The sequence below is a fragment of the Exiguobacterium sp. BG5(2022) genome (assembly GCF_031844365.1).
GTDB classification, from domain to species: Bacteria; Bacillota; Bacilli; order Exiguobacteriales; family Exiguobacteriaceae; genus Exiguobacterium; species Exiguobacterium profundum.
On sequence record NZ_JAUZVB010000001.1, the window covers coordinates 448,605 to 469,225 of the forward strand.

The following is a 20,621-nucleotide window of genomic DNA, read 5'->3' on the forward strand; positions in this document are numbered from 1 at the left end:
GTGGGCTTGTGCTTATTCATGGAGGGAACTATGACAAAAGACAAACGACGGTTTGACCGTCAAGGGTCGGCGCAACGGCGTCGGCGTCAGGAGATGGAACGAGCACGCATCTTGGAACTATTTAAATCATTGGAAGAACGGTTGAACGTTCAATTTTCGAATCACGACTTGTTGATGCAGGCGTTCACACACTCATCTTATGTGAATGAGCAACGCGGGTTACGAAAAGACAATGAACGTTTAGAATTTTTAGGGGATGCTGTTTTAGAACTGACCGTATCTCGCTTCCTCTATGAGACTTATCCGGAGCGCTCCGAGGGGGAATTGACGAAATTACGAGCGGCGATCGTATGCGAACCGTCACTCGTGAATTTTGCGGAAGCTTATGCTTTCTCTGACTTCATCTTGCTTGGGAAAGGTGAAGAGTTGACCGGTGGACGAAAACGTCCGGCACTGCTTGCCGATGTGTTCGAATCCTATATCGGTGCTCTTTATTTGGACCAAGGAATTGAGGCCGTCGAACGATTCCTCGCCGAAGCGGTTTTTCCGAAAGTCTTAGCGGGAGTATTCGAAGAACAGACCGATTTCAAGAGCCAGTTACAGGAGAGCGTCCAACGGGAAGGGCTCGGACCTGTATCGTATGAAATCATTGAGGAACGTGGGCCGGCGCATAGCCGGGAATTCGTCGCACATGCACGCCTCAGCGACGACATCGTCGGTGAAGGGGTTGGGCGTTCGAAAAAAGAAGCCGAGCAATTGGCTGCTAAAGAAGCGCTTATTGCCTTTAATCGGCGCTACGCAGATTTATAAACGAAAGGAGTGGACCGCTTGGGGGTCCACTCCTTTTTCATGTCAATTGACCGAGTTCTTCGACGATACCATCGACTTCCGACAAAGAGAGCGAAGAGCGTGTCATCACGTACTCGTAAATCTCTTTCACCGCTGACGGATCAGCCGCATTATATTCTTCCGCTTTGATTGCACCGCGGTTAATAATGTTCATTTTATCCAAAATGGCTTCAATCATCTGTTCATTCGTCATCTGTATTCCCCTTTCTACAGTTCTTTTTAGAATAGCATGATTCGGGCATTTTGACGAACTGTTAACTGTGGTAAAATATACAGATGAATGCTTACTGCGGATAGGATGGTCACGATGCACTTAAAACGAATCGAACTCGCTGGCTTTAAATCATTTGCCAAGCGAATTGAATTAGATTTCCGTCCCGGCGTCACGGCTGTAGTAGGGCCGAACGGGAGCGGGAAATCCAATATATCGGACGCTGTTCGCTGGGTACTCGGAGAACAGTCGGCCAAATCACTTCGTGGTGCCAAGATGGAAGATGTCATCTTTGCCGGAAGTGAAGGAGAGAATCACCGAAATGTCGCCGAGGTCACCCTCGTTCTCGATAATCGAGACGAACAGTTGCGTCTCCCATATGAAGAAGTGAGTGTGACCCGTCGCGTGACCCGAAGTGGGGACAGCGACTATTTTATGAATAAAAAACCATGTCGGTTAAAAGATGTGATTGATTTATTTATGGATACAGGTCTTTCACGAGATGCATTCGCCATCATCGGTCAAGGGCGGGTCGAACAAGTCATTTCTGGGAAACCGGAAGATCGACGTGCCGTCATCGAAGAGGCAGCCGGTGTATTGAAATATCGTCAGCGGAAAAAACAGGCTGAACGCAAGTTACAGGACACCGAATTAAACTTGTCCCGGGTCGATGACATTTTATTCGAGTTGGCGGACCGAGTCGAACCGCTCCGTGAACAAGCGGCGCTCGCTCGGGAGTACAAAGTCGCCAAAGCGAGACATGATGAACTCGAAACAGGAATCATGGGCGCAGAAATTCAGTTGCTCCAACAGGAGATTGAGCAAGTGTCCGCACGTCACGTGGAATCTGTTCAACAGTTATCTGACTGTGACCGTTCGTTACGTGACCTCACGGAGGAACGTAGCGGGCTCGAAGCGAAGCTCGCCGAGTTACGTGAAGAATTGACAGAGCTGAACCAAAAAGAACGGGAGCATTCGACTTATGTCGAGCGTTTGACGGGTGACATCAAGCTCGCAAAAGCACAAGAAGAACACGGTGCCGAGATGAAAGAACGACTCATCCGACAACGTGAAGAAGTACGTGCAGAGATGACCGAGCTTGAAGCGCGATTGAAGGTCGTTCATGAAGAACTTGACCAAAAAGGAAACACGTTGAAACAAACGACTGCGACGAGAGAGTCACTTCAACAACAGTTGAAAGCCGCCTCTCGTGATTTCAATGCTGAAATCGAAGCGTTACAAAGTGAGGCGTTCGAACTCGCGACAACGAAAGCGACAATCGGTAACCAACAAAAGCGGGAACAACGGGATATCGATGTCGCCGTCGAGTCGAAAGAACGCCTTCTACGCGAGAACAAACATCGTCTCGATGATCGTTCCTCACAGGAAGCGACACTTTTGGCGACTCGAGAGCAGTATGAAGCGGTACAAAGTCGCTTTGAACAACTGAGTCAAAAAGAGACGCAACTTCGGGACGAAGAGACGGCAATTCGTGAAAAACGTACACGAGCCGAATCGTCTTTCTACGACCTCGAACGCCGCCGTCAGAAGACGGAAGACCGAATCGAGATGCTCGAACGGATGAAGCAATCGTATGAAGGCTATTTCCATGCGGTCAAGTTCGTCTTAAAAGACCGTTCATCAGGTGTCCTTGGTGCTGTCGCGGAACTGATCCGTGTCCGTCCTTCGTATGAAGCGGCCATCGAAACGGCACTTGGGCAGACACAGCAGCATGTGGTCGTACAAGATGAGACGGTGGGACGCCGTGAAATTGACAAATTACGAAAAGCCAACGCAGGACGAGCGACATTCTTGCCGATGACGACGATCAAACCGAGATTCGTGCCGAGTGAGGTGTTAGATCGACTCGACTCGATGAACGGATTTGTCGGTGTGGCGTCGGAACTCGTCGAAACAGATGCATCATACGAGACGTTGAAAAAGTCGTTGCTCGGTTCCGTGCTTGTGGCGGAGACACTTGAAGTCGCGAACCGTATCGCCCAATCGACGGGATATCGTTTCCGTGTCGTCACGTTAGAAGGGGATATCGTCAACGTTGGCGGATCGATGACGGGTGGTAGTCGCAAGCAGGGCGTGGCCCTGTTCACTCAGTCGCGCGAATTAGATGATTTGAAACATGGTCTCACTCAAGGCCTCGCCATGTTGCATGAGCAAAAAACACGTCTTCAAGAGTACACAGAACAGTTGGAGGACATTACGCAGCAGTTGTCTGAACTTCGGGATGAGAAACGTTCCGTTGAAACGAGCCTCCGTGAAGTCGAGTCGGCCTACCGTACTGCGGAACGTGCCTCCCTCGATGCCAAGTCACAACTGGAACTGTTCGATCATGAAATGATACGCTATGAGCGGACGATCGAGACCTCGACTGCTGAATTAGAGCGATTGACGATTGAATTGGCCGACACGGACCGCGCCCAAGCTGACATTCGTTCACGTCTCGAATCGCTTCGGGCAGAGCAGGCGAAAAGTGCTGAGAGCACGGGTCAACTGGAATCGTTGCTGCGTCAAAACGAGCTCGATTTTCAGCGGCACACGCTCGAAGAAGAGCGGGTCCAATATGAATTGGACCGTCTGATGACCGACCAAAGTCGTTTGCAGGAACGTAGCGATCAGATGGAGCGTGAATTGACGCGGCTCGAGAGTGGAGAAGTCGTGTCATCTGCAGAACTCGAGGCGACGCTTGCTACTGCCAAACTGGATTTCAAAGAAATTCAAGAGCGGCTTCAAGGAGCGTCAACAACACTCAAGACGAACGAAGAGGCGTATCGGATCATACGTCAACGGGTCGATCAGGCAACGGAGGCAAGACGTCAAGCTGAAGCTGTCGTTCGAAAACTTGAAACGGCGAAACAAGAGTTCGAGCTGAAACGACAATGGAAGCTCGATGTGTTAGAAGAGAACGGACTCGTCGCAGAACTATTGCCGGCACTCGAAATCCCGTTAGAAGAGGCGAAAGAGGAGTTTAAGTTGCTCGTTCGTCAAATCGAAGAAATCGGACCGGTCAATCTAAATGCGATCGAAGAGTTTGATAGTGTCCACGAACGGTTCACGTTCCTGTCCGAACAGCGGGATGACCTCGTCAGTGCAAAAGAAGATTTATATGAGATCATCGCCGAGATGGACCGCGAAGTGACACGCCTCTTCAAAGAGACGTATACGAGCGTCCGGGCGCATTTCAAACAGACGTTCACCGAGCTTTTTGGTGGCGGGGAAGCGGATTTGAAATTGGTAGACGAATCGGATTTGTTGAACACAGGAATCGAAATCGTCGCCAAACCACCGGGTAAAAAGTTACAGACACTCAGTCTGTTATCTGGTGGAGAGCGTGCGCTGACGGCCATCGCTTTATTGTTTGCGATTTTGAAGACGCGTCCGGTACCGTTTTGTGTTCTCGATGAGGTCGAGGCGGCCCTTGACGAGGCGAACGTGCATCGTTTCGGAGAATACATTCGGACGTTGTCAATCGATACGCAGTTCGTCATCATCACGCACCGTAAAGGGACGATGGAAGCGGCGGATACACTATATGGCGTCACGATGCAACAGAACGGGGTATCCGAGGTATTATCGGTCGAACTGTCTGAAGCAAAACGTGTCGTTGAAATGGATGAAGAGATGGAGGAATCACGTTGAGCTTTTTCAAGAAATTAAAAGAGAAGTTGACGACATCTACCCAAGAGGTGTCACAAAAGTTTACAGAGGGGTTGACGAAGACGCGTGACGGCTTTGCAAGTGCCGTCAACGACCTCGTCTATCGCTTCCGCGAAGTGGATGAAGAGTTCTTCGATGAACTCGAAGATTTACTCATTCAAGCGGATGTCGGCGTCACGACGACGATGGATCTCGTCGAAGATTTGAAAGAAGAAGTGAAGCGACGTAATCTGAAGGACCCGGTCGCGGTGCGTGACGCACTCGTCGAAGTCGTGGCGAACCGCCTCCAAGAGGATGAATCGGACCGTGAACTGAATATGCAAGACGGACTCACGGTCATCTTGTTTGTCGGCGTCAATGGTGTCGGAAAGACGACGACCATCGGCAAGCTGGCGCACCAGTTGAAATCTGAAGGGCGTTCCGTCATGCTCGCGGCAGGGGATACGTTCCGTGCCGGCGCCATCGAGCAACTTCAAGTATGGGGAGAACGTGTCGGGGTTCCCGTCATTCGTCAAACGGAAGGGTCTGACCCGGCTGCCGTCGTCTTTGACGCCGTTCAAGCCGCCAAGTCTCGTCACATGGACGTCTTGATTTGTGATACGGCGGGACGTCTCCAAAATAAGGTCAATCTAATGAAAGAACTTGAAAAAGTAAAACGAGTCATTGAGCGGGAAGTTCCGAACGGACCGCACGAAGTGTTACTCGCCCTCGATGCGACGACGGGTCAAAACGCCATGGTTCAAGCGAAAGCGTTCAAAGAAGCGACGAACGTGAGCGGAATCGTCTTAACGAAGCTCGATGGGACGGCCAAAGGCGGAATCGTCCTAGCGATTCGGAACGAACTCGATATCCCGGTCAAGTATGTCGGGCTTGGAGAGAAGATTGACGATTTACAGGAGTTTGATCCAGAACAGTTCGTCCTTGGACTGTTCGGCGATGTTTTTGAGGACAAGACACAGGATGCCTCGATGGAAAAAGAGGACACAAACGAGGACCTCGCCTAAGTTTTGCTGTTAAGAAAAAAACTTGACAAGTAGTAGGCACGGCTGTACTATAGGTAGTTGTAAAGGGATTTCACTTAACATGTGGAGGTGAAAGGTTTGACGCTCGAAAAAACGAATCGCATGAACTATCTCATCGATTTCTATCAAGCGCTCCTCACACCGAAACAGCGCAACTATATGTCTCTTTATTACCTAGATGACTACTCGCTCGGAGAGATTGCGGAAGAGTTTGAAGTCAGCCGTCAAGCGGTCTACGATAACATAAAGCGCACAGAAACGATGCTTGAACAGTACGAGGAAAAGCTAGCCCTATTCGAAAAGTTCGAACAGCGCCAGCAACTTCTTCAGACCCTCAAACGTCAAGTCGAGCTCACCGATGACGTGAGCGCCACGATTTCTGCGCTTGAGAATTTAGAGTAGGGGGCTGAAGCATGGCATTTGAAGGATTATCAGAACGATTGCAATCGACACTTTCAAAAATGCGCGGTAAAGGGAAAATCTCGGAGGCCGATGTCAAAGAGATGATGCGTGAGGTTCGCCTCGCCCTCCTCGAAGCCGACGTCAACTTTAAAGTCGTCAAGCAATTCGTCAATGACGTGAAGGAACGCGCGGTTGGTCAGGATGTCATGAAATCATTGACGCCAGGTCAACAAGTCGTCAAAATCGTTCACGAAGAGTTGTCGAACTTGATGGGAAGCGATGTCGTCCCGATCTCATTCAGTCAGAAACCACCGACAGTCGTCATGATGGTCGGTCTGCAAGGGGCAGGGAAAACGACAACGACCGGGAAGCTAGCGAACTTGATTCGCAAAAAGCATAACCGAAGTCCACTTCTCGTCGCGGCGGACATCTACCGTCCTGCAGCAATCAAGCAGCTCGAGACACTCGGAAAACAACTCGATTTACCAGTCTTCTCACTTGGTGATCAAGTGAAGCCGGAAGAGATTGTGACGAAGGCACTCGAGTACGCAAAAACAAATCATCACGATTTCGTGTTGATCGATACGGCCGGTCGCCTTCATATCGATGAGACGCTTATGGGCGAGCTCGAAAATGTGAAGACGATTGCCAAACCAAATGAGATCTTCCTCGTCGTCGATTCGATGACGGGTCAAGATGCGGTCAATGTGGCCGACAGTTTCAATGAGAAACTCGGAATCACCGGGGTCGTGCTCACAAAGCTCGACGGAGATACACGAGGTGGGGCAGCCCTTTCGATTAAGGCAGTCACGGGAGCGCCGATTAAATTCGTCGGTCTCGGAGAAAAGTTGGATGCCCTCGAACCATTCCACCCGGAACGCATGGCGTCACGGATCCTCGGAATGGGGGACGTGCTCTCGCTCATTGAAAAAGCCGAGACACAGATGGACCAAGACGCAGCGAAGGAGCTTGAAAGCAAAATTCGTGACGCGTCATTCACGTTCGATGATTTCATTGAACAGTTGGCCCAAGTGAAAAACATGGGACCAATTGATGAATTACTTTCGATGTTACCTGGTGCAGGTAAGATGAAAGGGTTGAAGAACGTCCAAATCGACGAGAAACAACTCGATCACGTCGAAGCGATCATTCGCTCGATGACGAAACATGAGCGCGCCAATCCGGAAGTGCTCAACGCGAGTCGTCGTAAGCGGATCGCAAAAGGGAGCGGTCGCTCGATTCAAGAAGTGAACCGTCTCATCAAACAGTTCGATGACATGAAGAAGATGATGAAACAAATGTCAGGACAAATGAAAGGGAAGAAAAAAGGTCTCGGCCTTCCATTCTTCTAACAAAATCTTTTGTCAGTCGAACGAAAAAGCTGTATACTATAAAAGTTGTCAATTCTTAAACACATGATGGAGGTATATTACCATGGCAGTTAAAATTCGTCTTAAGCGCATGGGCGCAAAAAAATCACCTTTCTACCGTATCGTTGTAGCAGACTCACGTTCACCACGTGACGGTCGCTTCATCGAGCAAGTTGGTCACTACAACCCGGTTGCAAAACCAGAAGCAGAAGTTCGCATCAACGAAGAACTCGCTCTCAAATGGTTGGCAGACGGCGCGAAGCCATCTGACACAGTACGCAACTTGTTCTCTAAAGCAGGGATCATGGAGAAATTCCACAACGCGAAAAACGCGAAGTAATGATGTGGCCGACCTTTTCTGAGGTCGGCCTATTTTGTTGAGGAGGAAAAAAGATGGACTGGTTATATGTAGGGAAAATCGCCAATACGCACGGCCTGAAAGGGGAAGTGAAGATTTTGGCGGCGACAGACTTTCCAGAAGAGCGATTTAAAAAAGGAAACACGTTGTTTCTTGATGTCGACGGAACGAAACAGGAAATGACGATCACGACGTATCGTCCTCATAAGCAGTTTCACCTCGTCACATTCAAAGGGTTTGACAATATCAACCTCATTGAAAAATATAAAGGGCTGAAACTATATGTCCACGCCGAACACGTCCACGACTTGGACGAACACGAATTTTATTATCATGAAATCATCGGCTGTGAGGCTGTCGTGGATGGGGAAGTCATTGGTGTCGTCGACGACATCTTTGAAACGAATGGAGCGAACGACGTATGGGTCATCAAACGACCAGGAAAGTCGGACGCGCTCATCCCTTATATCGAATCGGTCGTCCAAGAGATTGATGTCGATGCGAAGCGTGTCGTCATCACGCCGATCCCTGGAATGATTGACGATGAAGATTGATGTATTGACGTTGTTCCCGGAGATGTTTCATGCGCTCGATCACTCCATCGTCGGTCGAGCGAAGGCGCTCGGACAGGTGGAGATGTCGTTCCTCAATTTTCGGGACTTTTCAACGAACAAGCATCATAAAGTCGATGATTATCCTTACGGCGGTGGAGCGGGCATGTTGCTCACGCCGCAGCCGATCTTTGATGCATTTCATTCCCTTGAGGCGAAGAGCCCAAGGGTCATTCTCACGACGCCTACCGGAAAACCGTTCAATCAACGAATGGCCGAAGAATGGGCCAAGGAGGAACATCTGGTCTTTCTGTGTGGACATTATGAAGGGTTCGACCAACGGATCCATGATGAACTGGCGACCGACGAGGTGTCGATCGGTGATTTCGTTTTGACAGGTGGAGAGCTCGCGACGATGGTCATGATTGATGCGACCGTAAGGCTCATTCCGGATGTACTTGGCGATCAGGCGAGCCATGAAGATGACTCGTTCTCGACTGGTCTCTTGGAATACCCTCACTATACACGACCGGCTGATTTTCGTGGATTGACCGTGCCGGAAGTGCTCTTGTCGGGAAATCACGCCCGGATCGAGGCATGGCGCCGAGAGCAATCGCTCGAACGCACGTATCGACGACGTCCGGATTTGCTCGAACATGTCGAGTTGACGGATGTCGATAAAAAGTTTCTGCAATCGTTGCGCGATTGAGAAATATATGCTATGTTTGAGCATGTGGGTTAAACCCATCGATTACCGATGTTCCGCTATTGGATGCTTGGGCATATGAAGATATGAACATTGAAGAAAAAGGAGATATGATTCATGAACACACAAAAACTGTTCCGTGAAATCACAGAAGAACAATTCAAATCGGACGTACCTGCTTTCCGTCCTGGTGACACAGTACGTGTCCACGTTAAAGTTGTAGAGGGAACGCGTGAGCGTATCCAGATCTTCGAAGGTGTTGTAATCAAGCGTAAAGGTGGCGGCATCAGCGAAACATTCACAGTCCGTAAGATTTCTTACGGCGTAGGTGTTGAGCGTGCATTCCCGCTTCACTCACCACGCGTTGCACAAATCGAAGTCGTACGCTACGGTAAAGTTCGCCGTGCGAAACTTTACTACCTCCGTAACCTTCGCGGTAAAGCAGCACGTATTAAAGAAATCCGTCGTTAAGATGGGAATTAAGCTTGTCGCTTGCGACAAGCTTCTTTTTTTCTAGTACAATAAGTTCAAATGGATAGAGGAGTGAGTGAAGTTGAAAGAAGTGTTTAGTTGGCTAAAAGCCATCGTGGTCGCTCTTGTCATCGCGTTCGTCATCCGGACGTTCATCTTCGTTCCTGTCATCGTTGAAGGAGAGTCGATGATGCCGACACTCCACAATGCGGATCGAATGATCGTCAGTAAAATTTCGAACTATGTTGGGGAGCTAGACCGAGGTGATATCGTCGTATTCCATGCGACTGAATCAAAAGACTATATTAAACGTGTCATCGCCATCCCAGGCGACACGCTCGAATATCGAGATGATGTGCTTTATATTAATGGTGAAGCGGTAGAAGAGCCGTATTTAGACGAGTTTCGTGCCCAGATGAACGGGTTCCCGTTGACCGAGAACTTCACACTCGAACAAGTGACGGGTGAGTCGGTCGTTCCAGAGGAATCATACTTCGTCATGGGAGACAATCGTCAAAACTCGAAAGACAGCCGTGAGATCGGATTTGTGTCGAAAGAGGAGATTGTCGGCAAGACGAACTTCATCTTCTGGCCACTCGATGATGTTGGCACGGTAGAAGATTAAGGTGGTGCTTTTTTGGCAATTCAATGGTTTCCTGGCCACATGGCCAAAGCAAGAAGACAAGTAACTGAAAAATTAAAGCTAATCGATGTCGTCATCGAACTCGTAGATGCACGCGTGCCTCAGTCGAGTCGCAACCCGATGGTCGATGAGATTACAGCGGGAAAACCCCGTCTCATCGTCTTGAACAAAGCAGACATGGCCGACCCCGTCGTGACGGAGGCGTGGTTACGTGCCTTGAAACGCGAAGAAGTCGAGGTTGTCGCTGTCGACGCGAAACATAGCAAAGGCTTGAAACAGCTCATCACGGGTGCTCAGAAGTTGATGAAAGAAAAGCATGACCGGATGCGTGAGAAGGGGCGGAACCCCGGACCGATCCGTGCGCTCATCATCGGAATCCCGAACGTCGGGAAGTCGACGCTCATCAACCGTCTCGCCGGACGAAACATCGCCATCACGGGCGACCGTCCTGGTGTGACGAAGCGTCAACAGTGGATCAAGATGAAAGGCGGCGAGATGGAGCTGTTGGACACACCGGGGATTCTCTGGCCGAAATTTGAGGACCAAATTGTCGGATATCGTCTAGCCGCGACCGGCGCTATCAAAGACGAGATTCTCAACTTGGATGATATCGCCTTGTATACGGTTCGTGAGTTGCATGCTCGTTATCCTGAACAATTAAAGGAACGATTCAAACTTGAAACGTTACCCGAGGACAGCGTTGAGCTCCTTGAGTTGATCGGGAAAAAACGTGGTCTCATCAGTGGCGGTTACGTCGATTTCGAAAAAGCGAGCGAACTACTTTTGAATGAACTACGACATGAAAAAATCGGACGGATCTCGCTTGAGACACCGGCTGATCACGAAATGGCGTAAAGCCCTGTGCACACAGGGCTTTTTTGAATAGGAGGAAGACCGTGACGATTCAACAGATTAAACAACAACTAGAGGACATCCGATATGAAGAATGGGTACAAATCTTCCCGACCTTGTCACGAGACCCACGAGCGGGCGTGCAAACGTTGCTTCGGCAAAAACACCGTCAATTCGAGCGAGAACGGGCGTTACAGGTCGATTTCGAAAGTCGCATGACGTATGAACATGAATGGAAGGCGCGAGGCTTCACTCGAATTGTCGGAGTCGATGAGGTCGGACGGGGACCGCTCGCGGGACCGGTCGTGGCTGCGGCAGTCTTGTTACCGGATGGGTTCTATCTCGCGGGATTGAATGATTCGAAAAAAATGTCCAAAACGGCGAGGGATGCAGCATACGCACACATCATCGAGGTCGCGGAGGTCGGTGTCGGCATCGTCGAGCCGAAGACGATTGATGTCATCAATATATACGAATCGACGAAACTAGCGATGACAGAGGCGATTCATCAAGTCGGAGAAGTAGACGCCCTATTGATTGACGCCATGAAACTCGAGCTCGACATCCCTCAACAGTCATTGGTTAAAGGGGACACGCTCAGTGTGTCGATAGCCGCGGCAAGTGTCGTCGCTAAGGTGGTAAGGGACCGGATGATGGAAGAATATGATTTGACGTATCCTGGATACGGATTTGCGAAAAATGCAGGATATGGAACAGAGGCTCATTTAGAAGGGTTAAGACGCCTTGGGGTGACTCCGATTCATCGCCGTACGTTCGCCCCCATCAAGCATATGTGAAAGGAGTGGTCGCGTTGCGGATCGATCATCAAGGGGTGATGCCGTTCAAAGTGACGGAACAGACGTCACGCCCGCTATTACTAGGGAACACAGTCGTCGGAAAGGTATTGCAGCTCTTACCTGGCAACGAGGCGGTTATGCAACTACCCCAAGGGATTTTCCGGGTCGGTGTCAATGCGAACGTGAAAGAGAACGTCACGTATAAGCTGGTCGTCACGGACGTTGAACCGAAGCTCGTCTTGAAGGTCGTCACGCAAGCGACAGAATCGCTCATGGCGGCCAAGTCGCCTCTGCAGGCGTTAGGAGAACAGCTCGGACGCCTGATGCGAGAACCGATGCTGACGCCGGACTCCGTGAAGGCGGCCGGCAAAACCGCGTTAGAAAGCGGCGCAGGTCAGGATGTAAAAGCGCTCGTCGGGGAGCTATTCAAAGCGAAAGGTGAGCCGAAGTTCGAGCAGTTCGTGCGTGCGCAGGAAGCGTTCAACGCGAGCCAAAGCCCACCGTTCGTCGCTCAAGCATTTCACATACCGCAATTGGGTCCGTTTGAAAACGTTCAACTTCGTCTAGAGGCCCCGAAACGAGAGACGATGGACTCGGATCATGCGCGGATCGTCTTGTTTCTTGAAACGCCGCGATATGGTGAGACCGGGATTGATGTGTTGATCCAAAAGCGTTACGTGTCCGTACGTGTATTCAATGAGCAACACGATTTGGCTCCATACGTCCGTACATACGAACCACTTTTGAAAGAAGGTTTAAAAAAGGTGTCATTCGAACTGTCTTCATTTTCGTATGAAGCGAAGCGTGAACACGTTCCGGCAACGTTTGCGCCGCTCGGAAAGGTGGACCTCCAAATATGAAAGACCAGAAGAAAGCGATGGCGCTCTCCTATGAGCAGTCGATGGATGCGCCCCATGTCGTAGCAAAAGGAACGGGTATCGTGGCCGAGCGGATGCTTGAAGTTGCTTTAGCGAACGGCATTCCTATCCATGAAGACCCAGCGCTCCTCTCGTTACTGTCGGCCTTGAACATTGAAGAGCAGATTCCAGAGGACGTCTATCAAGTCATTGCGGAACTTTTTGTGTTTCTTTATCAGATGGAACAGGATAAAATTTGATTTGTCTAGGGATATATGTGAAAAAAAGATGAAAACTTAAAGCAAGAACGATAGACAGCGCTTTCAGTTTTTCGTTACAATAGACGTGCCGATATTAAAGGGGACTAAGGGGGAAAACATATGAATATCCATGAGTATCAGGCGAAAGAATTGTTAAGAGAGTTTGGGGTAGCCGTTCCGACGGGTTATCCAGCCTTTACTGTTGAAGAAGCTGTTGCAGCTGCTGCGAAGCTTGAAGGTGAAGTGAAGGTAGTAAAAGCTCAAATCCACGCAGGTGGCCGCGGTAAAGCGGGTGGTGTTAAACTTGCGAAGACAGATGAAGAAGTGAAGCAATATGCTTCAGAGATTCTCGGGAAAACGCTCGTGACACACCAAACAGGTCCGGAAGGAAAAGTTGTCCAGCGTCTCTATATCGAAGAAGGTTCTGCGATTGACCAAGAATTTTACTTAGGACTCGTGCTTGACCGTTCGATCGGCCGAATTGTCATCATGGGTTCATCTGAAGGTGGAATGGACATCGAAGAAGTCGCTGAACATACACCAGAGAAGATTCATAAAGAGATCGTCGACCCGGTCGTTGGCTTACGTCCATTCCAGGCGCGTCGTCTCGCATTCAAAATGGAAGTCCCGACGAAACTTGTCAATAAGTTCAGTGACATGGTCATGAAGCTGTATAAAGTGTACGTCGAGACAGATTGCACAATCGCGGAAATCAACCCGCTCGTCACGACGAAAGACGGTAACGTCATTGCGCTCGATGCGAAGTTGAACTTCGATAGCAACGCGCTCTATCGTCACTCGGACGTCCTTGCTCTTCGTGATACGACGGAAGAAGACCCACGTGAAGTAGAAGCGTCAAAACACGACCTCAGCTACATCGCACTCGACGGAAACATCGGTTGTCTCGTCAACGGTGCCGGTCTTGCGATGGCAACGATGGATATCATCAAACATTACGGCGCTGAACCCGCTAACTTCCTCGATGTAGGTGGCGGTGCGACGAAAGAAAAAGTAACAGAAGCATTCAAGTTGATTTTGTCTGATGACCAGGTCAAAGGGATCTTCGTTAACATTTTCGGTGGGATCATGAAATGTGACATCATCGCAGAGGGGATTGTCGCTGCGACGAAAGAAATCGGACTCGACTTACCACTCGTCGTTCGCTTAGAAGGAACGAACGTTGATGCCGGGAAGCGCATTCTCGATGAATCTGGACTTGCGATCACGACGGCCAGCTCGATGGCTGACGGTGCAGAAAAAATCGCAGCACTTGTTCGATAAGGGGGAAACGACATGAGTATTTGGGCGGATAAAGATACGAAAGTAATCATTCAAGGGATTACAGGGAAGCAAGGTCTGTTCCACGGTGAACAGATGCTCGCATATAACACGAAATTAGTCGGTGGTGTCACACCTGGTAAAGGTGGCACGACGGTCCTCGACAACGTTCCAGTCTTCAACACCGTCTCTGAAGCGGTCGAAGCAACTGGTGCCAATGCATCGATCATCTATGTTCCACCTGCTTTCGCAGCGGATTCAATCATGGAAGCGGCAGACAGCGGCATCGAGCTTATCATCTGTATCACAGAAGGAATCCCAGTTGTGGACATGATTCAAGTGAAGCGCTATCTCGAGGACAAACCGGCTCGTTTAATCGGACCGAACTGTCCTGGTATCATCACACCTGGAGAAGCGAAACTTGGCATCATGCCTGGCTACATTCATACGAAAGGGCACGTCGGAATCGTATCACGTTCTGGGACGCTCACGTATGAGGCGGTTCATCAGTTGACGACAGCAGGTATCGGACAATCGACAGCTGTTGGAATCGGGGGAGACCCGGTCAACGGAACGAACTTCATCGATACGCTTAAAGCGTTCAACGAAGATGAGGACACGAAAGCGGTCATCATGATCGGGGAAATCGGTGGAACGGCTGAAGAAGAGGCAGCTGAATGGGTAAAAGCCAACATGACGAAACCAGTCATCGGTTTCATCGGCGGCCAGACGGCTCCTGAAGGCAAGCGCATGGGACATGCGGGCGCAATCATCTCAGGTGGTAAAGGGACGGCTGCTGAGAAGATCAAGACATTAAACGCGAATGGAATCGAAGTCGCTGAAACACCAGCGGTTATCGGTGAAACGTTGATTCGTGTCTTGAAACAGCAAGGATTATACGAAGCATGTGTCACGGGTCAACCGACGACATGAGAATCTTGAGGGATGCTTGCATCCCTCATTTTTTTAAAGGAGAGTTTGTGATGAATCAAACAATAGCTCGGTTTGCTGCAGCACGAATGCCAGTTGAGTTTGTGCATCATTATTTAAACGGGACACTCGGAGCACATCGCACACAATTTTCTGAACATGTCTGGAGACGGGCTGAACGAGCCTGGCACGCATTGGAGTCGTATAAACATTTCGTCACATGGGAAGACGACTTGTTTCCGAAACGGTTACTCGACATCCCCAACCCACCATATTGCTTGTTTTATCATGGAGATTTAGAGGTACTACAAGAAAGAACGACTGCGATGGTCGGAAGTCGTGAGTTGAATCGTATCAGTCAATCGCTCGTGAATCACTATCACTCTTTAATAGAAGAAACTGTATCTGTTTCAGGTGGCGCCCTCGGAATCGACGGGCTCGTCCACGCCCATGCCCTTCGCGCTCGTCGACCGACCGTGGCGGTACTGGGAGCTGGACTGAACCGGCTCTATCCGGAGGCGAACCGAGACATGCTTTTACAGATTCCAAAAGAGGGAGTCTTACTTAGTGAATATGTACCAAACACGCCGATTCAAAAATTTCAATTTTTGGAAAGAAATCGTTTGGTCAGTGGTCTTGGCGATGCGTTGGTCGTTATACAGGCGAGACGAAAGAGTGGGACGATGAATACGGTCGGACATGCTCTAGAGCAAGGGAAAACGGTATTTGCGGTGCCAGGTTCACCCCTTGATCCACTCGCGGAGGGACCGAACCGGTTGATTGAAGAAGGAGCGATTCCATTGACGAATTCCGATCAAATTATTCGAGATCTCAAGATTGTACGTTGACAAACCAGTGAGAACATGAATATTATGGTAGGGATTTAAATGACCTCTAAAAGGGGAGCAGATGTATGGCAAAATATCTGGTGATCGTCGAATCACCTGCGAAAGCAAAAACAATTAAACGTTATTTAGGTCCGAATTATATGGTCAAAGCTTCGATGGGGCACGTGATTGACTTGCCTAAAAGTCAACTCGGTGTAGACGTCGAACACGACTTTGAACCGAAGTATATTACCATCCGTGGTAAAGGACCGGTATTGAAAGAATTGAAGACAGCAGCGAAAAAAGCGACAAAAATCTTTCTCGCGGCCGACCCCGATAGAGAAGGGGAAGCGATTGCTTGGCATTTAGCACGCGCACTCGGTGTCGATGAAACGACAGAATGTCGTGTCGTCTTTAACGAAATTACAAAAGATGCGATTAAAGAATCGTTTAAACATCCACGTAAGATCAATCACGATCTCGTCGATGCACAACAAGCCCGACGTATTTTAGATCGTCTTGTCGGATACGGGATGAGCCCATTATTATGGAAGAAAGTCAAAAAAGGATTGTCTGCAGGGCGAGTTCAATCGGTAGCCGTGAAGATGATTATCGACCGTGAACGCGAAATTAACGCGTTCGACCCGGAAGAGTATTGGACGATTAAACTTGATTTAAATCATGATGGGGAAACGTTCGAGACTTCATTTTACGGAAAAGATGGGAAGAAGATGGAATTGAAGTCTGAAGAAGACGCGCAATCTGTCCTCGATACCATTGATGATACGTTTAAAGTCATTGATGTAACGAAGAAAGAACGTAAGCGGAACGCTTCGCTACCGTTCACGACAAGTTCATTGCAGCAGGATGCTGCCCGTAAATTGAATTTCCGTGCGAAGAAGACAATGATGCTCGCGCAGCAATTATATGAAGGAATCGATCTCGGTAAAAAAGAGGGTACAGTCGGTTTGATTACGTATATGCGTACCGACTCGACACGTATCTCTGATTTGGCGAAGACGGAGGCGAAGGAATATATCGAATCGACATTCGGTGAAGAGTATGTCGCCTCACAGAAACAAAAAGAAAAGAAATCAGCGAATACCCAAGACGCGCACGAAGCGATTCGTCCGACTTCAGCATTGCGCGACCCAGCTTCCTTGAAGCCATATCTGTCACGTGACCAGTTGCGACTGTATAAGTTGATTTGGGAACGATTGATTGCGAGCCAAATGGCGCCAGCCGTTCTTGATACGGTCAAAATCGACGTCGAGTCGAACGGGATGATTTTCCGTGCGAACGGGTCGACAGTCAAATTCCCTGGTTTCATGAAAGTGTATATCGAGTCGAAAGACGATGACATTGAGGACACGAACCAAGAGAAGGAAGGATTATTGCCACCTCTCGAAGTGGATGATACCGTGACGTTTGAAACGATTGAGCCGAAACAACACTTCACACAACCGCCACCTCGTTATACAGAGGCGCGACTCGTTCGAGCGATGGAAGAACTCGGGATTGGTCGTCCGTCGACGTACGCGCCGACACTCGACACGATCCAACGACGCGGTTATGTCGTTCTCGAAGAGAAAAAGTTTTTACCGACTGAACTTGGAGAACTCGTCATCGAGATGATTGATGAGTATTTCAACGACTTCATCACGGTCCAGTTCACGGCCGACATGGAGACCCTTCTTGATTCGATCGAGCATAAGGAAGTCGAGTGGACGGAAGTCGTCGCTCCGATTTATCGTTCTTTCGAGAAACGATTGAAGCGTGCTGAAGAAGAAATCGAGAAAATCGAAGTGAAAGATGAACCTGCCGGAATTGATTGTGAAGTCTGTGGGTCACCAATGGTCATCAAGATGGGACGCTACGGCAAGTTCATGGCGTGCTCGAACTTCCCGAACTGTACGAACACGAAACCGGTACAAGTCGAAATCGGTGTCCCGTGTCCGAACTGTAAGGATGGACAAATCGTAGAACGTCGTAGTAAAAAAGGTCGTCTCTTCTATGGTTGCTCGAACTATCCGGAATGTGAATTCGTCTCATGGGATAAACCGGTTGCGAAACCGTGTCCAGTATGCGACAGTTTGATGGTCGAGAAAAAAATTAAAGACGGCGTGAAATATCAATGTACGAACTGTACCCACACCGAGGTACATCAGCAAGAGGAGGATTAATGTTGCAACAACGTGTAACTGTAATCGGAGCTGGATTGGCCGGCTCCGAAGCGGCTTGGCAACTCGCTAAGCGCGGTATTCAAGTAGATTTGTATGAAATGAGACCGGTTCGTCAAACACCGGCGCACCACACGGATCAATTTGCAGAACTCGTCTGTTCGAACTCGCTACGTGCGAACGGTCTTCAAAATGCCGTAGGTGTCTTGAAAGAAGAAATGCGTACGCTTGACTCGCTCATCTTAAAGGCGGCGGACACGGCAAGTGTACCTGCTGGGGGTGCCCTTGCCGTCGATCGTCATGAGTTTGCCGGATTCATCACCGAGAAGCTAAAGAACCACGAGAATGTCACAGTGCACAACGAAGAGCTCAAAGAGATTCCTGAAGGGATCGTCATCGTGGCGACTGGCCCTTTGACCTCCCCTGACCTTTCTGCATCACTCAAGGCGTTCACAGGAGAAGATTATCTCTACTTCTATGACGCGGCAGCACCAATTCTAGATGGTGATACGATTGATCGGGATAAAGTCTATTTGAAGTCGCGTTACGACAAAGGTGAAGCCGCTTACTTGAACTGTCCGATGACAGAAGAAGAGTTTGACGTGTTTTACGAAGAGCTGATCAAGGCAGAAGTCGTTCCGCTAAAAGAGTTTGAAAAAGAGATTTACTTTGAAGGATGCATGCCGTTTGAAGTCATGGCCGAGCGTGGGAAAAAGACGCTTCTTTTCGGACCGATGAAGCCGGTCGGATTAGAAGACCCGAAGACAGGAAAACGTCCATATGCCGTCGTTCAGCTTCGTCAAGACAACTCGGCGGGCACACTGTATAACTTGGTAGGCTTCCAAACACATTTGAAGTGGGGCGAACAGAAGCGCATCATCCGTCTCATCCCGGGACTCGAGAATGCGGACATCGTCCGTTATGGTGTCATGCACCGTAACACGTTCATCAACTCACCGAGCTTACTCAAGCCGACGTATCAGGCGCGTACACGTGACACGCTCTTCTTCGCCGGTCAGATGACAGGGGTAGAAGGATATGTGGAGTCGGCAGCGTCCGGGCTTCTAGCTGGGATCAATGCGGCGAAGATGATCGCAGGTGAAGAACTCGTCGTTCTCCCGCGTGAGACGATGCTTGGTTCGATGGCGCATTATATCACGACAGCCGACGGGAAGCACTTCCAACCGATGAATGCAAACTTCGGATTGGTGCCATCACTAGAAGACGCTCCGAAAAAGATGAAGAAACAAGAACGGTACGAGCGTTACGCGAACCGTGCGTTAGAAACGATACAACAGTATAAAGATCTTTGAACAGGAGAGCCATTTTTTGGCTCTTTTGTTTTGAAGTAAAATTTCAATTGTGTATTTTGTTTCATACTTTGAAAATTTTCAGATTATTGAACGGCTATCTATTGTCACCTTACATTCTGTATGCTATGCTAATTTCGATTTGACGAGAACATGCGTTTTTACGAGTCATCGAGGAGGCGATAAAATGGGATTTTTAGAGGATCGACAATCCTTTTTACGCTACTGCCAAATTGAACGTCGACTGTCTCCTCATACGAAACGCTCTTACGAGCAAACGCTCGACCAGTACGCCGCATATTGCCAATCGACGCATCAAGATCCCTACGATGCTCAGACGGCGCGGCGTTATTTATATGTCCTTTATGAGAAACAATTGGCCGCGTCTACGGTGTCCCAAAAAGTATCTTGTTTCAAGCAATTCGGGAAGTTTATGGCAAGAGAACAAGGTGGAGAACCGTTGTTCCACGACCTGACCTCACCGAAAAAGAGACAGTCCTTGCCGACCTTTGCCGTCCCGACGGAAGTCGAGCAACTGTTGGAGGCTGCCTCGAGGCAGGAAGATCCTTTTTTACAGGCGAGGGACGTCGCCATCGTAGAAGTGCTCTATGGGACGGGAATCCGCGTCGCTGAACTGTGTGGGATGAACCTTTCCTCGTTCGATGAGGTTTTATCCTTTGTCCATGTGATGGGAAAAGGGAAGAAAGAACGATATGTCCCGATCGGACAATATGCCGTACATGCTTTGCAGCGTTATATCGAATTACGCAAAGGTGTCGGGCTCCCGACAGAAACCGCATTATTTTTGAGTCAAAAAGGGAATCGGATGACAACAGACCAAATCCGCTATGTCATGAAACGTTTGAGAAAAGACAGTGGGGTACATAAACCACTTACCCCGCACTCGTTGCGACACAGCTTTGCGACGGACTTGTTAGAACGGGGAGCGGACTTGCGTGCCGTCCAAGAGTTGCTTGGGCATGAGTCCTTGTCGACGACCGGGCGGTATACCCATGTATCGACCGAACGACTTCGGTCGATTTATCAAGCGACACATCCAAGAAAGTAGGAGGTT

Annotated in this window: 21 protein-coding genes; 20 read left to right on the plus strand and 1 reads right to left on the minus strand. The window is 49.3% G+C overall.

The window, feature by feature from the left end; translation table 11 throughout:
* Window positions 1-93 precede the first annotated feature (93 nt).
* Window positions 94-810 carry a ribonuclease III gene (gene rnc, locus Q9R25_RS02290; protein ID WP_074037940.1) on the plus strand — a complete coding sequence of 239 codons (717 nt, stop codon included), beginning with the start codon at window positions 94-96 and terminating at the stop codon, window positions 808-810.
* A 37-nt stretch (window positions 811-847) separates the two neighbouring features.
* On the opposite strand, the gene Q9R25_RS02295 is transcribed toward rnc, so the two are convergent.
* Window positions 848-1,042, minus strand: coding sequence for a DUF1128 family protein (locus Q9R25_RS02295; RefSeq protein WP_015881361.1), 195 nt, complete (start codon window positions 1,040-1,042; stop codon window positions 848-850).
* Between the two features lie 114 nt (window positions 1,043-1,156).
* On the opposite strand from Q9R25_RS02295, the gene smc reads away from it, so the two are divergent.
* The 19 genes from smc (at window position 1,157) to Q9R25_RS02390 (ending at window position 20,615) form a co-directional block, all read left to right on the plus strand.
* Complete coding sequence (gene smc / locus Q9R25_RS02300) at window positions 1,157-4,714, plus strand: chromosome segregation protein SMC (protein WP_311282750.1); 3,558 nt, start codon at window positions 1,157-1,159, stop codon at window positions 4,712-4,714.
* A complete protein-coding gene (gene ftsY / locus Q9R25_RS02305; protein WP_214691060.1) occupies window positions 4,711-5,736 on the plus strand; it encodes a signal recognition particle-docking protein FtsY in 1,026 nt (341 codons plus the stop codon). The genes smc and ftsY overlap by 4 nt, the downstream gene beginning before the upstream one ends.
* 96 nt (window positions 5,737-5,832) lie before the next feature.
* Window positions 5,833-6,156, plus strand: a complete 324-nt coding sequence (locus Q9R25_RS02310; RefSeq protein ID WP_015881364.1) for a putative DNA-binding protein — start codon at window positions 5,833-5,835, stop codon at window positions 6,154-6,156.
* 11 nt (window positions 6,157-6,167) lie between these two features.
* A complete protein-coding gene (gene ffh / locus Q9R25_RS02315) occupies window positions 6,168-7,508 on the plus strand; it encodes a signal recognition particle protein (RefSeq protein WP_159562079.1) in 1,341 nt (446 codons plus the stop codon).
* An 82-nt stretch (window positions 7,509-7,590) separates the two neighbouring features.
* Window positions 7,591-7,866, plus strand: coding sequence for a 30S ribosomal protein S16 (rpsP, locus tag Q9R25_RS02320; RefSeq protein WP_015881366.1), 276 nt, complete (start codon window positions 7,591-7,593; stop codon window positions 7,864-7,866).
* A 53-nt stretch (window positions 7,867-7,919) separates the two neighbouring features.
* The gene (gene rimM / locus Q9R25_RS02325) at window positions 7,920-8,438 is read left to right on the plus strand and encodes a ribosome maturation factor RimM (protein WP_015881367.1); all 519 of its coding nucleotides are present in this window, start codon (window positions 7,920-7,922) and stop codon (window positions 8,436-8,438) included.
* Window positions 8,428-9,144 carry a tRNA (guanosine(37)-N1)-methyltransferase TrmD gene (trmD, locus tag Q9R25_RS02330; RefSeq protein ID WP_074037266.1) on the plus strand — a complete coding sequence of 239 codons (717 nt, stop codon included), beginning with the start codon at window positions 8,428-8,430 and terminating at the stop codon, window positions 9,142-9,144. Before rimM ends, trmD begins: the two co-directional genes overlap by 11 nt.
* 114 nt (window positions 9,145-9,258) lie before the next feature.
* Window positions 9,259-9,612: a 50S ribosomal protein L19 gene (gene rplS, locus Q9R25_RS02335; protein WP_015881369.1), complete on the plus strand. Its 354-nt coding sequence runs from the start codon at window positions 9,259-9,261 to the stop codon at window positions 9,610-9,612.
* 82 nt (window positions 9,613-9,694) lie between these two features.
* Window positions 9,695-10,237: a signal peptidase I gene (gene lepB / locus Q9R25_RS02340; RefSeq protein WP_015881370.1), complete on the plus strand. Its 543-nt coding sequence runs from the start codon at window positions 9,695-9,697 to the stop codon at window positions 10,235-10,237.
* A 12-nt stretch (window positions 10,238-10,249) separates the two neighbouring features.
* On the plus strand, window positions 10,250-11,110 hold the full coding sequence (gene ylqF / locus Q9R25_RS02345; RefSeq protein WP_196430536.1) for a ribosome biogenesis GTPase YlqF: 861 nt from the start codon (window positions 10,250-10,252) through the stop codon (window positions 11,108-11,110).
* Window positions 11,111-11,151: 41 nt separating this feature from the next.
* Entirely contained in the window at window positions 11,152-11,904 is a 753-nt protein-coding gene (locus Q9R25_RS02350; RefSeq protein WP_215244048.1) for a ribonuclease HII, read from the plus strand.
* A gap of 5 nt (window positions 11,905-11,909) precedes the next feature.
* Entirely contained in the window at window positions 11,910-12,764 is an 855-nt protein-coding gene (locus Q9R25_RS02355; protein ID WP_308162642.1) for a hypothetical protein, read from the plus strand.
* A complete protein-coding gene (locus Q9R25_RS02360) occupies window positions 12,761-13,021 on the plus strand; it encodes an EscU/YscU/HrcU family type III secretion system export apparatus switch protein (protein WP_074037264.1) in 261 nt (86 codons plus the stop codon). The genes Q9R25_RS02355 and Q9R25_RS02360 overlap by 4 nt, the downstream gene beginning before the upstream one ends.
* A 120-nt stretch (window positions 13,022-13,141) precedes the next feature.
* Complete coding sequence (sucC, locus tag Q9R25_RS02365; RefSeq protein WP_159562085.1) at window positions 13,142-14,302, plus strand: ADP-forming succinate--CoA ligase subunit beta; 1,161 nt, start codon at window positions 13,142-13,144, stop codon at window positions 14,300-14,302.
* Window positions 14,303-14,314: 12 nt separating this feature from the next.
* On the plus strand, window positions 14,315-15,232 hold the full coding sequence (gene sucD / locus Q9R25_RS02370) for a succinate--CoA ligase subunit alpha (RefSeq protein WP_015881376.1): 918 nt from the start codon (window positions 14,315-14,317) through the stop codon (window positions 15,230-15,232).
* Between the two features lie 50 nt (window positions 15,233-15,282).
* Window positions 15,283-16,077, plus strand: coding sequence for a DNA-processing protein DprA (dprA, locus tag Q9R25_RS02375; RefSeq protein ID WP_311282751.1), 795 nt, complete (start codon window positions 15,283-15,285; stop codon window positions 16,075-16,077).
* A gap of 65 nt (window positions 16,078-16,142) precedes the next feature.
* Complete coding sequence (gene topA, locus Q9R25_RS02380; protein WP_215244047.1) at window positions 16,143-18,239, plus strand: type I DNA topoisomerase; 2,097 nt, start codon at window positions 16,143-16,145, stop codon at window positions 18,237-18,239.
* On the plus strand, window positions 18,239-19,549 hold the full coding sequence (gene trmFO / locus Q9R25_RS02385) for an FADH(2)-oxidizing methylenetetrahydrofolate--tRNA-(uracil(54)-C(5))-methyltransferase TrmFO (RefSeq protein ID WP_015881379.1): 1,311 nt from the start codon (window positions 18,239-18,241) through the stop codon (window positions 19,547-19,549). Before topA ends, trmFO begins: the two co-directional genes overlap by 1 nt.
* A gap of 184 nt (window positions 19,550-19,733) precedes the next feature.
* Window positions 19,734-20,615 (plus strand): tyrosine-type recombinase/integrase, encoded by an 882-nt coding sequence (locus tag Q9R25_RS02390; RefSeq protein WP_078146696.1) that lies wholly within the window; start codon window positions 19,734-19,736, stop codon window positions 20,613-20,615.
* Window positions 20,616-20,621: the final 6 nt, after the last annotated feature.

Bases quoted from the DNA above. Each gene is read 5' to 3' on its own strand.
- Q9R25_RS02295 (WP_015881361.1), bottom strand. From the start codon at position 1,042: ATGACGAATGAACAGATGATTGAAGCCATTTTGGATAAAATGAACATT.
- dprA (WP_311282751.1), top strand. From the start codon at position 15,283: ATGAATCAAACAATAGCTCGGTTTGCTGCAGCACGAATGCCAGTTGAG.
- trmD (WP_074037266.1), top strand. From the start codon at position 8,428: ATGAAGATTGATGTATTGACGTTGTTCCCGGAGATGTTTCATGCGCTC.
- sucD (WP_015881376.1), top strand. From the start codon at position 14,315: ATGAGTATTTGGGCGGATAAAGATACGAAAGTAATCATTCAAGGGATT.
- ffh (WP_159562079.1), top strand. From the start codon at position 6,168: ATGGCATTTGAAGGATTATCAGAACGATTGCAATCGACACTTTCAAAA.
- sucC (WP_159562085.1), top strand. From the start codon at position 13,142: ATGAATATCCATGAGTATCAGGCGAAAGAATTGTTAAGAGAGTTTGGG.
- trmFO (WP_015881379.1), top strand. From the start codon at position 18,239: ATGTTGCAACAACGTGTAACTGTAATCGGAGCTGGATTGGCCGGCTCC.
- rimM (WP_015881367.1), top strand. From the start codon at position 7,920: ATGGACTGGTTATATGTAGGGAAAATCGCCAATACGCACGGCCTGAAA.
- rpsP (WP_015881366.1), top strand. From the start codon at position 7,591: ATGGCAGTTAAAATTCGTCTTAAGCGCATGGGCGCAAAAAAATCACCT.
- topA (WP_215244047.1), top strand. From the start codon at position 16,143: ATGGCAAAATATCTGGTGATCGTCGAATCACCTGCGAAAGCAAAAACA.
- rnc (WP_074037940.1), top strand. From the start codon at position 94: ATGGAACGAGCACGCATCTTGGAACTATTTAAATCATTGGAAGAACGG.
- Q9R25_RS02360 (WP_074037264.1), top strand. From the start codon at position 12,761: ATGAAAGACCAGAAGAAAGCGATGGCGCTCTCCTATGAGCAGTCGATG.
- Q9R25_RS02390 (WP_078146696.1), top strand. From the start codon at position 19,734: ATGGGATTTTTAGAGGATCGACAATCCTTTTTACGCTACTGCCAAATT.
- smc (WP_311282750.1), top strand. From the start codon at position 1,157: ATGCACTTAAAACGAATCGAACTCGCTGGCTTTAAATCATTTGCCAAG.
- rplS (WP_015881369.1), top strand. From the start codon at position 9,259: ATGAACACACAAAAACTGTTCCGTGAAATCACAGAAGAACAATTCAAA.